This is a genomic window from Bradyrhizobium canariense, assembly GCF_018130465.1.
Classification (GTDB): Bacteria; Pseudomonadota; Alphaproteobacteria; order Rhizobiales; family Xanthobacteraceae; genus Bradyrhizobium; species Bradyrhizobium canariense_C.
Genome location: NZ_JAFCKJ010000022.1, coordinates 60,899 through 74,953 on the forward strand (window position 1 = coordinate 60,899; position 14,055 = coordinate 74,953).

9 protein-coding genes are annotated in these 14,055 nt (G+C 64.8%); 6 read left to right on the plus strand and 3 right to left on the minus strand.

The features are described from left to right. Positions 1-61: 61 nt before the first annotated feature. Positions 62-511 (plus strand): cupin domain-containing protein, encoded by a 450-nt coding sequence (locus JQ591_RS34785; protein ID WP_211400466.1) that lies wholly within the window; start codon positions 62-64, stop codon positions 509-511. Positions 512-552: 41 nt separating this feature from the next. Then, complete coding sequence (locus JQ591_RS34790) at positions 553-1,626, plus strand: hypothetical protein (RefSeq protein ID WP_211400467.1); 1,074 nt, start codon at positions 553-555, stop codon at positions 1,624-1,626. 256 nt (positions 1,627-1,882) lie between these two features. Here JQ591_RS34790 and JQ591_RS34795 read toward each other — a convergent pair whose 3' ends face one another. Next, entirely contained in the window at positions 1,883-2,701 is an 819-nt protein-coding gene (locus JQ591_RS34795; protein ID WP_211400468.1) for an ABC transporter substrate-binding protein, read from the minus strand. A gap of 254 nt (positions 2,702-2,955) precedes the next feature. On the opposite strand from JQ591_RS34795, the gene JQ591_RS34800 reads away from it, so the two are divergent. Together JQ591_RS34800 and JQ591_RS34805 are read left to right on the plus strand one after the other, a co-directional pair. Then, the gene (locus JQ591_RS34800; RefSeq protein ID WP_211400469.1) at positions 2,956-4,149 is read left to right on the plus strand and encodes an efflux RND transporter periplasmic adaptor subunit; all 1,194 of its coding nucleotides are present in this window, start codon (positions 2,956-2,958) and stop codon (positions 4,147-4,149) included. Positions 4,150-4,174: 25 nt separating this feature from the next. After that, positions 4,175-7,333 carry an efflux RND transporter permease subunit gene (locus JQ591_RS34805; protein WP_211400470.1) on the plus strand — a complete coding sequence of 1,053 codons (3,159 nt, stop codon included), beginning with the start codon at positions 4,175-4,177 and terminating at the stop codon, positions 7,331-7,333. Here JQ591_RS34805 and JQ591_RS34810 read toward each other — a convergent pair. Together JQ591_RS34810 and JQ591_RS34815 are read right to left on the minus strand one after the other, a co-directional pair. Next, positions 7,330-9,609 carry a cation:proton antiporter domain-containing protein gene (locus JQ591_RS34810; RefSeq protein ID WP_211400475.1) on the minus strand — a complete coding sequence of 760 codons (2,280 nt, stop codon included), beginning with the start codon at positions 9,607-9,609 and terminating at the stop codon, positions 7,330-7,332. The genes JQ591_RS34805 and JQ591_RS34810 overlap by 4 nt on opposite strands. Positions 9,610-10,129: 520 nt before the next feature. Next, positions 10,130-11,302: an MFS transporter gene (locus tag JQ591_RS34815; protein WP_211400471.1), complete on the minus strand. Its 1,173-nt coding sequence runs from the start codon at positions 11,300-11,302 to the stop codon at positions 10,130-10,132. Positions 11,303-11,361: 59 nt separating this feature from the next. Here JQ591_RS34815 and JQ591_RS34820 point away from each other — a divergent pair, with 59 nt between their 5' ends. Continuing rightward, a complete protein-coding gene (locus tag JQ591_RS34820) occupies positions 11,362-12,213 on the plus strand; it encodes an AraC family transcriptional regulator (protein ID WP_211400472.1) in 852 nt (283 codons plus the stop codon). A gap of 173 nt (positions 12,214-12,386) precedes the next feature. Beyond that, a complete protein-coding gene (locus tag JQ591_RS34825; protein ID WP_211400473.1) occupies positions 12,387-13,739 on the plus strand; it encodes a malonyl-CoA decarboxylase in 1,353 nt (450 codons plus the stop codon). Positions 13,740-14,055 lie beyond the last annotated feature (316 nt).

The following is a 14,055-nucleotide window of genomic DNA, read 5'->3' on the forward strand; positions in this document are numbered from 1 at the left end:
GATGGACAGCGCGCGATACCTGCGCAAAACTCACCCCAGCCAAATCCATTGGAGGCGAGCCATGACGTCACTCGAAAAAGGCATTACCGCAAACGGCACGGGCTATGGCGGCAAGACCTGGAATATCCTGGGCCAGGTCTATTTCCCCAAGGCCGTCACCGAATCCACCTTCGCATTTGAAACCAACAGCGAGCCGGGCCAGTTCGTGCCGGTGCACATCCATCCGACCCAGGACGAATTCATCCTGGTGCAGGAAGGCACGCTCGACCTCAAGCTCGACGGCCAATGGGTCAAGGCCCATGCCGGCGACCTCGTGCGCCTGCCGCGCGGCATCCCGCACGGCTATTTCAACAAGTCCGACAAACCGGCCCGCGCGCTGTTCTGGGTCTCACCGATGCAGAAGCTGGAGGCGCTGTTCAACCAGCTCCACAATCTGGCCGATCCCGCCGAGGTCGTGCGCATCTCGGCGCTGCACGAGGTCGACTTCCTGCCGCCCGAAGCCAACGACTAGGCTACGATCCCCTGACCGACGATTCGTTGGGGGAACCGGCCATGCCTGCACGACGTCAACTCCTCGCAATCATCGCGGCGCTTGGGCTGATCGTTACGACGTTCGCCGTAAGCCAGGCGCAAACGCTGACGGCGAAACAGTCGGAAGCACTGGCCACCTACCAGCGCGCGCTCGGCGATTTCAAATCCATCCTCGCCGAGCGGCGCAAGCAGATCGACGCCAAGCAGCCGCTGCCGAACCTGCCGGGCCAGGCGCTGTATCTGGCACGCGTCGCCGTGATCAGTGCTTACAAGGATCTCACCGACGCCATGCCGTCCCGGATCGGCAGGCCGAACAAGTTCGAGATACCACCGGCCTATTTCGATGCCGACATCGAGCCGCTGATCGACGAATATTCAAAGCTGTTCGACATCATGGAAGCGCCGCCCGCGGGGGCGCAGAACTCGGCGACGCCGTTCAAGGACGTCGTCGACCTGGCGGCCGCGATCGCGCGCGCCAAGGGACTTGCGCCGGCTCACGCCGAAGCGGCAGGCCGGATCAGCCTCGGGCTGTTCTTCGCCGAGACCAACGGCAAGCAGAACGTCCGCAACGGGCGCTCGAACACCTATATGGGCAGCTTCCAGACCGGCCCGTCCGAGGACCGCAACGGCCGCAGGAAATGGGAGGCCATCAAGGGCGAGATTGCCGCAAGCGATCCCGAACTGAGCGCGCGCGACGACAAGGAGGAGGCGCGCGCCCGCGGCACCGATCATCGCTTCAATCACTGGACCAACGTGCGCGACGGCCTGATGAACGCGCATGCGGATGTTTTCCGGGAGATCCCGGGAATCGTGAAGACGCTGCCCGACCCGATCGACCAGATGAAGCTGTTCGAGCTGATCCAGATCGTTCCCACGCCGACGCGGTCGGCGCTCAAGTCCGGCGATCTCCTGAACTACAGGGTGTCCAGTCCGACGATCATGAAGCACCTGCGCAACAACAGCATCTTCGCATTCGGACAGGCCGACCGGGCGCGCACCTCGGCAAGCTTCCGCGAGATCCTCGCCGCGATGTGGCTGTTCAAGCGGAAATTCGAGAAGGCGATGGCGAAGTATGCGGAGATCAAGCCGCGCTGACGGGCTGGTTGCTCGCCGCACGGCACGCGGGTGAGCCCCTCGGGCATTCGCACCGCGGAGCCGTGACGTCTGCAAGCTCACCTGCAGCCCATCCTTCGAGACGCCCGCCTGCGGCGGGCCAGGATGAGGTCGCGTTTTGCGGCGGGAAATCAAACCCTCATGGTGAGGAGCCCGCCAAGGCGGGCGTCTCGAACCATGCAGGCCGAGCACGTTCGGCAGCCTCCCAGCTGTTCATAACCGATCGCACTGGCCCGTCCTATTCGGTGCGGATGGGCGAGTCCTTCAGGCCGTTATTGTCATAGGCCTTGCGCAGCGTGCCGTTGGTCGTCGCTTCCGTCATGTATTTGGTCACGAACGCCAGAGCCTGGCTGTGGCCGAGCGGGACGGCAACGGCGGTGACCGTCTTCTTGAACGTCTCGTCCAGCACCTTTGTACCTGGAATCTTCTGCGCCATCTTGTTGAGCTGGTCGCGCGACAGCGCGAAGGCGTCGATCTCGCCGTTGCTGAGGAGGCCGAATATCTCGTCATAGGTCTGGTAGCCCGTGACTTTCGCGTTCTTCAGGTGCGCGACCGCGCCGCGCATCGTGGTCGTGGCGTTGACGGCCGCGACCTTGATGCCCGCCTGGTCGAGCGTGGCGAAACTGGTGATGTTCGAGCCTGATTTGACGATGTAGGTGGCGTCCGCGACCTCGTAGATCGGGCCGAACATCATCTTGCTCTCGCGCTCGGGGTCCTTGGGCAGCCAGGTGACGTCCCAAGCACCTTTTTCAAGAGTCCCCTTCGACGCCGCATCGGTAATCTGGCCGGAATTCTGGTGCACGACATATTCGACGGGCACGCCAAGCTGGGCGGCCATCTCCCTGCCGAGATCGACCGGCACGCCGGCATAGCCGGCTTCGGTCTTGGTGGACCAGAACGCGCCGCCCGCCGGGCTGATCGCGATTGCGACCCGCAGCTTGCCGGTCGGCGCGATGTCCTCCTTCAGACCATCGGCTAGCGCGGGCATGGCAACCGCCGCTGCGAGAACAATGCCAGCAAGGACAGACTTAAGGACCGACTTGAGGGGCGTGGGCATGTCATGATCTCCTGACCTTTTCTTCTTTTATTCTTCTCTTGTACTTCCGACCGCTTCGCGCGCCGTCGCGCGGCCTTTGACATAACTCTGGCCGATCGTGCGCGCGATGAAAAGCGGTTAGTGATGGCAAAACTGCCAAAGGCCACAGCGCGGTTCGCAGTGCAAGGCCGATGACTGCCATGGCTATGGTGTTCCACGGCCGGGCATTTATTGATAGCCTCCCGCCCCGACAGACAGCAACCGGGGGCCACCGAATGACCTGCGCGAATCCCGCATCTCCCGCACGGCGCAACGGAGCGTGGAGACATGTCGGGCGGGCACTGGCTGCCGCGATGGCCGTGGCCGCGCTCGCCGGCTGCGAGGACAAGAACACCTTCGTCGCCCCGCCGCCGCCCAAGGTGGATGTCGCCGCGCCGGTGCAGCGCCCGGTGACCCGCTATGTCGAGGCCACCGGCAACACCGCGCCGATCAAGAATGTCGATCTCGTCGCGCGCGTGCAGGGATTCCTGCAATCGATCGACTACCAGGACGGCGCCTTCGTCAAGCAGGGCACTCAGCTGTTCACGATCGAGCCCGAGACCTACAAGCTCAAGCTCGAGCAGGCGCAGGCGGCCGAGGCCGGCGCGCAAGCCTCGCTCCGGCAGGCGGAAGCCGACTACAAGCGGCAGGCTGAGCTGGTGCAGCGCCAGGCCGTCTCGCAGGCCACGCTCGATACCTCGACATCGACGCGCGACAACGCGCAGGCCAATCTCCTGCAGGCCCAGGCCAACACCAAGCTCGCCCAGGTGAACTACGGCTACACCAACGTGACCGCGCCTTTCGACGGCATCGTCAGCGCACACATGGTCTCGGTCGGCGAGCTCGTCGGGGTCTCCTCCCCGACTCAACTCGCCTCCATCGTCGCGATGGACCCGATCTATGTGAACTTCACCGTCAACGAGCAGGACGTGCTGCGCATCCGTGCCGAGGCCGCCCGCCGGGGGCTGACCGCCGCCGACATGAAGCAATTTCCGATTCAAATAGGCCTGCAGACCGAGGCCGGCTATCCGCATGAGGGCAAGCTCGACTACGTCGCGCCGACCATCAACCAATCGACCGGCACGCTCGCGGTGCGCGGCCTCGTGCCCAACGACAAGCGGCTGCTGCTGCCCGGCTATTTCGTCCGCGTCCGCGTGCCCTTCACCCAGGAGAAGGACGCCCTGCTCGTGCCCGACACCGCGCTCGGCAGCGACCAGGGCGGCCGCTATCTCCTCGTCGTCAACGGCGACAACGTTGTCGAGCAGCGCAAGGTGCAGATCGGTCCCGTCGACAACGGCCTGCGCGTGATCGAAAGCGGTCTGAAGCCGGACGACCGCGTGGTGATCGCAGGGCTGCTGCGGGTGATTCCGGGCCAGAAGATCGACCCGCAGGTGACGAAGATCGAGCAGCCGCAGGCGTCGGCGAAGTAAGATCTGCAAATAGGAGCCGCCGGCCATGATCTCAAAATTCTTCATCGAGCGGCCGGTCCTCTCGAACGTCATCGCGCTGCTGATGATCCTGATCGGCGGCGTCGCGCTGTTCAACCTCGCGATCGCACAATATCCCGATGTGGTGCCGCCGACGGTGCAGGTCACGACGCGCTATCCCGGCGCCAGCGCCAAGACCGTGATCGACACGGTTGCCTTGCCGATAGAACAACAAGTCAACGGCGTCGAGGACATGCTCTACATGCAGTCCTACAGCGGCTCCGACGGCACCTACACGCTGACCGTGACATTCAAGATCGGCACCGACCTCAACTTCGCGCAGGTGCTGGTGCAGAACCGCGTCTCCAGCGCGCTGTCGCAACTGCCCCAGTCGGTGCAGAACCAGGGCGTCACCGTGCAGAAGCGGTCGACGTCGATCCTGCTGTTCGTGACGCTGACCTCGCCCGACAAGACATTCGACAGCCTTTATCTGAGCAACTACGCCACCATCAACCTCCGCGACGAACTCTCGCGTCTGCCCGGCGTCGGCAACGTCACCGTGTTCGGCGCCGGTCAGTATTCGATGCGGGTGTGGCTCGATCCGAACAAGCTGCAGGTCCGTGGCCTGGTGCCGCAGGACGTCATCCAGGCGATCCAGCAGCAGAGCCAGCAGGTCTCCGCCGGCCAGGTCGGCGCACCGCCGACACCGTCGGGACAGGCGTTTCAATATACACTCAACGTCAACGGCAGGCTCGACGACACCGCCGAGTTCGAGAACATCATCGTCAAATCGGGCACCAGCGGCGACGTCACGCGGGTGCGCGACGTCGGCTGGGTCGAGCTCGGCGCGCAGACCTACAGCCAGATCTTCTCCCTGAACAAGCAGCCGGCCACCGGCATCGGCGTGTTCCAGTCGCCCGGCGCCAATGCACTCCAGGTCGAGCAGGCCGTCGAGAAGAAGATGGCGGAGCTTGCAAAGGCCTTCCCGCAGGGCATGAAGTACGACACGCCGTTCGACACCACCAAATTCGTGCAGGCTTCGGTGCACGAGGTCTACATGACGCTGATCGAGGCCGGCCTCCTGGTGCTGGTCGTCATCCTGGTGTTCCTGCAGGACTGGCGCGCGATGCTGGTGCCGGCGACTACGGTGCCGGTCACCATCATCGGCGCCTTCGCCGCCATGGCCGCGCTCGGTTTCACCATCAACATGTCGACCCTGTTCGCGATCGTGCTCGCGATCGGCATCGTCGTCGACGACGCCATCGTCGTGGTGGAAGGCGCGGCTCACAACATCGAGCAGGGCATGAACGGCCACGATGCCGCGATCAAGGCGATGGACCAGCTGTTCGCGCCGATCGTCGGCATCACGCTGGTGCTGATCTCGGTGTTCCTGCCGGCCTCGTTCCTCGCAGGCCTCACGGGCCGGATCTACTCGCAATTCGCACTGGTGATCGCGGCAACCGCGCTATTGTCCGCCATCAACGCGGCGACGCTGAAGCCGACGCAATGTGCACTCTGGCTGCGGCCGACCGTGCCGCCCGAAAAACGCAATTTCTTCTATCGCGGCTTCAACAACGTCTATGACCGCGTCGAGCGCGGCTACACGAGGCTGATCGGCTTCCTGTGCGGGCACGCCACGGTGTCGGTCGCATTCGCGCTGGTGCTGATCGGGATCGGCGGCTACGGCCTGTCCCGGGTGCCGACCGGCTTCCTGCCGATCGAGGACCAGGGCTATCTGATCGCCGCCGTGCAACTGCCCGACGGCGCCGCGCTGGAGCGGACCCAGAAGGTGCTCGACAGGGCGAGCGAGCTCATCAAGGACACGCCTGGAGTCCAGCAGGTCATCACCATCGCCGGCATTTCGGCGCTCGACAACAGCGCCAGCCTTGCCAACGCCGGCGTCGCCTACATCATCCTGAAGGACTGGGACGCGCGCAAAGGACCGGGCGAGGATCTGCGCTCACTGGTCTACGGCCTGAACGACAAGCTCGCGGCCATCATGGAAGCGCGCACCCTGGTGCTGCCGCCGCCGCCGATCCAGGGCATCGGCAACGCCGCCGGCTTCTCGATGCAGGTCGAGCTGCGCGACGGCAACAGCGATTTCGCAAAGCTCCAGGCCATCACGGGCGCGATGGTCAGCAACGGCCAGAGCCAGAGCGCTCTGCAGCGCGTCCAGTCCTCGTTCCGCTCGTCGGTGCCGCAATTCAACGTCGAGATCGACCGCATCAAGACCCAGACGCTGCACGTCACGACGGATCAGGTGTTCGCGGCGCTCTCGACCTATCTCGGCTCGTCCTATGTCAACCAGTTCAACAAGTTCGGCCGCGTGTTCCAGGTCTACACCCAAGCCGATCCCGCCTTCCGCGTCACCGAGCGCGACATCGCCAACATGATGGTGCGCAACTCGAACGGCGACATGATCCCGATCGGCACCGTCGCCACGATCACGCCGGCCACCGGCCCCTCGCTGATCAGCCTCTACAATCTCTATCCGTCCTCGACCGTCATCGGCCTGCCGGCGCAGGGCTACTCCTCCGGCCAGTCGCTGAAGCTGATGGAGGAGATCGCGGACAAGACGCTGCCGCCGGGCACTAGCTATGAATGGACCGCGATGTCCTATCAGGAGAAGGCCGTCTCCAACCAGATCTACTGGGTGTTCGGGCTCGCCATGCTGCTGGTCTATCTCGTGCTCGCCGGCCAGTACGAGAGCTGGTACGCGCCGATCTCGGTGATCCTGGCGGTGCCGCTGTCGTTGCTCGGCCCCATGCTGATCCTCAACGGCCTGAAGATCGACAACAACCTCTATTGCCAGATCGGCCTGATCCTCTTGATCGCGCTGTCGGCCAAGAACGCCATCCTGATCGTCGAGGTCGGGCTCGAGCTGCACGGCCGCGACGGCAAGCCGGTGCTGGAATCCGCGATTGAAGCTGCGCGCGCCCGCTTCCGCCCGATCCTGATGACGTCGTTCGCCTTCATCCTCGGCGTGGTGCCGCTGGTGATCGCGACCGGCGCCGGCGCCAGCGCGCGCAAGTCGATCGGCATCACGGTGTTCTCGGGCATGCTGGCCTCGACCTGCCTCGCGGTGCTGTTCGTGCCGGCGTTCTTCGTGGTGGTGCAGCGCTTCGAGAACTGGCGTGCGTCGAAGAAGACGCCGAAGGCGGTGGCCGTGGCCGAGGCGAAGCCCTAGGCTTTCGGCGTGGAAGTCGGCCGCGCCTCGCCGCTCGAGATCAGGAGCACCGAGACCTTCGCCTGCCTGAGCACGGCATCGGCGACGCCGCCGAAGGAGAGGTGATCGGCCTGGATGCGGTCGACGCCCATCACCACGAGATCGACGTCGGTGGTCTCAATCTCGCGCAGGATCGCCGCTTCGGGCGCCCGGTTCGCGCGCAAGGTCGTGGTGATGTCGACGTCGTAGCGGGCGGCGAGATCGCTGGCGTCCTTCAGGATGCCGGCCTCCTGGCTCAGACCACGAGAGGCGCCGCGCTGCGCGCCCTTGTCGCGCGTCGTCGCGACATAGATCACCCGGAGCGAGCCTGATCCCGCCTGCGCCAGCGCGACCGCGACCTCGGCGCCGCGCTTGGAGACGCCGCTGCCGGAGACCGGAACGAGAATGTTGAGCGCGTCGGGCGCCGGCTGCTTCAGGTGCTTGCCCTTGGCCGCCACGATCGCGAGCGGCCCTTCGAACTTCGCGGCGATGTCCTCGACCTTGCGATCGAAGCGATCCTTGGCAGCAGCGACCTTGTCGATGCCGATGACCAGGAGATCGAAGCCCTTGCGCGCTTCGTCGGCGATGGCCTCGCCGAGTTCCGCACGCCTTGCCCGCGTGACGACATCGACGCTGCCGGCGTCGCCATCGCCATGGGCCGATACGGTCTCGGCGGCCTTCTTCACCACGGCTTCGGGGCTCTCCTCCTCATCGCGACCCTTCTCCTGATCCTTGGCGCGCTCCTTGGCGCGCTTGCCGACGTGCAGCACCGTGATCGGCAGGCCGCGCATGCCGGCGATCAGGCCGGCAATGTGGGCGGCGAAGGTGGCGTTGACGCTCTCGTCCACCGCGAGCAAGGGACGTTCGAGATTGGCGACGAAGCCGCGCTTCTCGAATTCTTCCCGCTCCAGGCGTTCCTCCTCTTCCTTGGTCATCGGCAGCTTCGCCAGCGCCGCGCGCAGCATCGGCGGCATTGCCATCGTGGTCACGATCGCCATGGTCACGATCATCGTGAACAGGTTCTGGCTGAGCACGCCGATCGAAAGACCGATGGTCGCGATGATCACCTCGGTCGAGCCGCGCGCATTCATCCCGCTCGCGAGCGCCAGCGACTCCCTTGTGTTGAGCCCGCCCACGGTTCCGCCGACGAAGGCGCCACCGAACTTTCCGACGCTGGCGATCACGACCAGCAGGCCGGTGAGCATCAGCAGATTGGGATCTCGGAGCACCGTGAGGTCGGCGCTCAAGCCGGCGAGACCGAAGAACACCGGCATGAAGAAGCTGGATATCAACCCGCGCAGGCGCTCGTCGATCTGCCGCGTCAGGATCGGTGATTCCCCGACCAGGATGCCGGCGACGAAGGCACCGAGCACGGTGTGAACGCCGATCAGATGCGTGATCAGCGCCATCGCACTCATCAGCAGCAGGATCACCGTGATGACGGCCGCGGAGCTGACGAGATTGTCGTTGGCCCAGCGGATCAGCTGAGACACCAGTCTGCGGCCGATGGTGAAACTGATGGCGAGGAAGGCCAGCGTGCCCAGCACTGCTTTCGCCACCGAGGCGATATCCAGCGTGCCGTGCGAGGCCAGGCTGAAGATGACGGCGATGATGATCCAGCCGATGGTGTCGTCGATGACGGCGGTGGCGACGATGATCTGGCCGACATTGCGGCGCATGAAGTTCATCTCGCGCACGACCACCGCGACGATCTTCACCGAGGAGATCGACAGCGCCGTGCCCATGAACAGCGACGCAACCAGGCGGGCCTGCGGATTCGGCAACAGCGCATCGGGCAGGAACTCGCCGAGCGCAAAGCCGCAGGCGAAGGGCACGAGAATGCCGGCGATCGAGATCGCGATCGCCGCCTTGCCGACTTTCCTGACCAGCTTCAGGTCGGTCTCCATGCCGGTCAGAAGCAGCAGAAGCAGGATGCCGAACTGCGCGATGCCGTCGATCATCGCCTTCTGCTCGGGTGTCTTCGGGAAGATCGCGTGCTGCGCTTCAGGCCAGAGCCAGCCGAACAGCGACGGCCCGAGCAGGATGCCGGCGAGCAATTCGCCGATCACCGAGGGCTGGCCGATGCGCTGCATGATCTCGCCGAGACCGCGGCCGACCGCGATCAACAGCACGATCTGCGTCACCAGGATGAATTCCGAGGGACCGGCCGATTTGCCGCCCTCGGCACTGGCCGCAATGGTGGTGAGGACAAGCGCCGCGGCGACAAGGCCGACCGGTCGGAGCAGGCTCCACTGCATGCAGGTGTCTTCCCCCTTCATCTGCCCCGGCAAGGAGCCGGGACGACAGGGATAGAACCCGCGGGAGGTGGAGCGGGTTCCCGGCGCTTGCAGCAGGTCAGGGAGGCAATAACAAAAAACGCGAAAACAACCCCATGCACAGTAGAGATGAGGTTGAAAAGGCTGGAGAAAATTTCGCCTTTGCCGAAGCTACTTGCTCCGTCGGGCAAAACACCGGCATAATGGCATCATCGGGCGGCATGCGGTGACCTGCCGCGACCTCCCCGTCATTGCGAGCGCAGCGAAGCAATCCAGACTGCCGCCGCGGAAGGATTCTGGATTGCTTCGCTGCGCTCGCAATGACGAGTGGAAAGAGTGCTGATGTCACGCCGCGCTTGTGCCCCGGACGCAGCGCAGCGCCTCTTCGGCGGTGCGCTGCAGAGCCGGGGCCCATGCGGTACGGGAATTCGCAGCTCTGGGTCCCGGCTCTGCGCAGCAGCGTTGCACGCTGCAGCGCGTCCGGGACACGAGAGCACTCCTCTCAAACCGCCTGCGGTGTCCTGATCTCGCGCGGGAGAATGATCGCCGCTGCGATCGCGAGCAGGCAGAGTGCGGCGAAGGCATGCAGCATGGTGACGAAGCCGCCCTGCTCGTAGAGCCAGGCAACCAGGCCGACCGAGGCGCCGGCGGCGGTGAAGCCGATGAAATAGCGCACCGCATAGGCCCGTGAGCGCCATTCCTCGCTGGTGTACTTGCCGACCATGGCGTCGTTGACCGTGACCTGCCCGAACGCGCCCATGACGATGCCGATCGAGACCAGGATCAGCGGCACATTGGACAGGCTCGCGGCCAGATACAGGAACGGCGCCAGCATGAAGGACAGCGGCAGCGCCACCGTCTTCAGCGAATAGCGGTCGAGCAGCCGGCCGATCGTGTACTGCGTCATCGCGCCGAACACATACACGCAGGCGGCGATGACGCCAAGCAGCGCCGGGCTTTTGGTGAGATCGGCAAGCCGCTCCGCAAACAGCTTTGGCAGCGCGACGGTGACGGCATTGAACGTGGTGGAAATCGCGATCACCACGATCAGCAGCGACAGGATCACGCGCCACATGTCCTGCTTGGCGACGCGCGCCTGCGCCGCCGCCTGCTTCGAGCCCTTGCGGTCCTCGTGCACGACCATCATCGCGAAGGCGATGCCGATCAGGATGGTGACAATGCCCGGGACGATGAAGGCGAAACGCCAGCCGAGATATTGGCCGATCACGCCGGTGACCAGTGCCGACGAAGCGACGCCGAGATTGCCCCAGACGCCGTTCAACCCCATCTCGCGGCCGAGCTTGTCCGCATAAGACACGATCATCGCGGTGCCGACGGGATGATAGATCGAGGCGAAAATGCCGATCGCGAACAGCGCCGCGCCGAGCTGCGCCGGGGTCTGCACGAAGCCGACCGAGATCATGGAGGCGCCGATGCCGATGAAGAAGATCAGCATCATGTGGCGGCGGCTCCAGCGGTCGCCGAGCCAGCCGGTGAGCAGCGAGCCCGCGCCGAAGGCGACGAAGCCGGGCGTCGCATAAGGCAAGAGTTCCGAATAGGCCATGCCGAGCGCGGGCCCCATGATGATCACCGCGGCGGCGAAAATCAGCATCGCGTAATGGTCGATGAAATGGCCCGCGTTGACGAAACTGATCACCCGGCTGGGGCTGTTCATGGGAATCCTCTCCTGCTCGAAAATGAGTTATATGTCGGACCCATGACGGGATGCTGCCAATGACTGTCTTGGAAACGCCAATCCTCCGGGCGGTCCGGAGCAACCATCGCTCGCCCGCGGGCGTGCATCTGGTCGCGCGCGACTACCCCAAGGGCATGCGGATCGATCCCCATTTGCACCGCGAGGCGCAGCTGATCTATGCCGCCAGGGGCACCATGCAGGTGACGACCCCCGGGGGACGCTGGCTGGTGCCGCCGGACCGCGCGGTCTGGGTGCCGGCCGGGCTCCAGCACGCCATCGATCTGCTCGCCGACATCGAGATGCGCACGCTCTATTTCGACCTCGCCTGGCTGAAGCGCGAGCAGCGCCTCGAGGGCCTGACCAGGGAATTCGTGGTGCGGGTGTCGCCGCTGCTGAATCAGGCCATCCTCGCGCTGTTCGACGCGCGCAATACCGAGGAGCGGACCGGGCTGCTGGTTCGCCTGGTGATGCTGGAATTGGTCCAGGCCGAGGATTCCGCGACCTTCGTGCCGCTGCCGCACGAGCCGCGCTGCCGGCGCGCGGCCATGATCGTGCTCGACGATCCCACCGGGGCGCACGACATCGACACGCTGGCGCGCGAGGTCGGAACCTCCGCGCGCACGCTGTCGCGGCTGTTTTCGACAGAGACGCAGCTGAGCTTCAAGAGCTGGTGCCAGCGCGCGCGAATCGCCGCGGCGATCCAGCGGCTGTCGACGGATGCCAATGTGTCCGTGAAGCAGCTCGCGACCCAGCTCGGCTATGCCAGCGTGCCGGCGTTTTCGGCGGCGTTCCGTCAGGTAACGGGGCGCACCCCGACGGAGTTTGCCACACACTCGGTGTCGTCGCCCGGCTTGACCGGGCGATCCAGTACTCCGGGACGGCGCGGCTAGAACCGAAAAGCCGCGGCGTACTGGATGCCCCGGACAAGCCGGGGCATGACAGCGCGTCTTGGGGCGCATCGCCCCAGCTAAAGTTGCCAAATTCTTGCGCTTGATTGTGATCGGCTTCCGCCCAAAATCCGTGTAAGATTCCCGCACCGCACAAACCTGATACGAAAGCCCCGATGGCCAACGCCTTCTTCTCCGACCTGCTCACCACCATCTCCGAGCGCGGCCGCACGCTGCTTCGCCGCGGGGATTCTGCTGACACCAAGCAGGACGCCGATGGGCTCATCGAGCTCTGCGGCGCGCTGCTGTCGGGCCGGGGCGAAGCTTCGGGCACCGCCATGGCGCGTGAGGTGCTCGACATCTACCAGGAGTTGGATGCGACGGGACGTCGCGCCTTCTTCGAAGCACTGGTGCGCGATTTCGGTCCGGATCGGGAACGCGTGTCGAAGGCGATCGAGACATGGCGTGCCAAGCCGGCCGACGAGGATGCCAGCGCCCTGCACTTCGCCTCCGAGCCGCGCCGGCAGGAGCTGATCCGCCGCCTCAACCGCGCGCCGGGCGGCACCGGCGATCTCGTCAACATGCGCGCCGACCTGCTCGGCTTGATGAACGGGCACACCGATCTCGCCGCGCTCGATCGCGACGTCTCGCATCTTCTCTCTTCGTGGTTCAACAGGGGGTTTCTCGTGCTGCGCAGGATCGACTGGTCGACCCCGGCCAACATCCTCGAAAAGATCATCCGCTACGAAGCCGTGCACGAGATCAGCGATTGGGACGATCTGCGCCGCCGCCTCGATCCGGTCGACCGCCGCTGCTACGCCTTCTTCCATCCCGCGATGGTCGACGAGCCCCTGATCTTCGTCGAGGTGGCGCTGACCGAGACCATTCCCGGCGCGATCGCGCCGCTGCTCACCGTCGATCGCCAGCACCTGCCGATCGAGCGCGCGCGCACCGCCGTGTTCTACTCGATCTCCAACACCCAGCGTGGGCTGGGCGGCATCTCCTTCGGCAGCTTCCTGATCAAGCAGGTGGTCGAGGAGCTGCGCCGCGAATTGCCCAAGCTCGACAATTTCGTGACGCTGTCGCCGGTGCCCGGCTTCATGCAATGGGTGAAGCAGGACAAGGATTTGCCGCTGTCGGACGAGGACCGCGAAGTGCTGAAGCGCCTCGACGATCCCAAATGGTTCGAGAACCCCGAGACGACGACGCTGCTGCGCGGCGTGATCGAGCCGCTCGCGGCGCACTACTTCCTCAAGGCGCGCACGCCGAAGGGCAAGCTGATCGACTCCGTCGCGCGCTTCCATCTCGGCAACGGCGCTCGCCTCGAGCGCATCAACTGGCTCGGCGACCTCTCGCCAAAGGGCGTGCGGGAGTCCGCCGGCGTGATGGTCAACTACCTCTACCGCCTCGACGACATCGAGAAGAACCACGAAGCCTACGCCAATGACGGCGAGGTCGTGGCCTCGAGCGCGGTGAAGAAGCTGCTGAAGGGCGAAGGGCGGCGGCTGCTGGATATGAGGTTGTCGTAGCCGCTCGGCTCGCACATCGTCGTTGCGAGGAGCCCCTGCGACGAAGCAATCCAGACTGCCTCCGAGGAAAGACTCTGGATTGCTTCGCTGTGCTCGCAATGACGGAGTGTGTGGCAGCAACTGAGACAATCAACAGCCACTGTCCACAGGTGAAGTAGCGGCATGGAGCACCGCCCTCTCCACCGTCATTGCGAGGAGCTCTTGCGACGAAGCAATCCAGACTGCCTCCGCGGAAACACTCTGGATTGCTTCGCTGCGCTCGCAATGACGGAGTGTGCGGTAATACCTGGTGCAATCAGATCAGCGTCTCGTACAA

What these genes read in the sequence shown, in the direction of transcription:
- JQ591_RS34815 (WP_211400471.1), bottom strand. Translation starts at nt 11,302, where the DNA reads ATGAACAGCCCCAGCCGGGTGATCAGTTTCGTCAACGCGGGCCATTTC.
- JQ591_RS34800 (WP_211400469.1), top strand. Translation starts at nt 2,956, where the DNA reads ATGACCTGCGCGAATCCCGCATCTCCCGCACGGCGCAACGGAGCGTGG.
- JQ591_RS34785 (WP_211400466.1), top strand. Translation starts at nt 62, where the DNA reads ATGACGTCACTCGAAAAAGGCATTACCGCAAACGGCACGGGCTATGGC.
- JQ591_RS34805 (WP_211400470.1), top strand. Translation starts at nt 4,175, where the DNA reads ATGATCTCAAAATTCTTCATCGAGCGGCCGGTCCTCTCGAACGTCATC.
- JQ591_RS34820 (WP_211400472.1), top strand. Translation starts at nt 11,362, where the DNA reads ATGACTGTCTTGGAAACGCCAATCCTCCGGGCGGTCCGGAGCAACCAT.
- JQ591_RS34795 (WP_211400468.1), bottom strand. Translation starts at nt 2,701, where the DNA reads ATGCCCACGCCCCTCAAGTCGGTCCTTAAGTCTGTCCTTGCTGGCATT.
- JQ591_RS34810 (WP_211400475.1), bottom strand. Translation starts at nt 9,609, where the DNA reads ATGCAGTGGAGCCTGCTCCGACCGGTCGGCCTTGTCGCCGCGGCGCTT.
- JQ591_RS34825 (WP_211400473.1), top strand. Translation starts at nt 12,387, where the DNA reads ATGGCCAACGCCTTCTTCTCCGACCTGCTCACCACCATCTCCGAGCGC.
- JQ591_RS34790 (WP_211400467.1), top strand. Translation starts at nt 553, where the DNA reads ATGCCTGCACGACGTCAACTCCTCGCAATCATCGCGGCGCTTGGGCTG.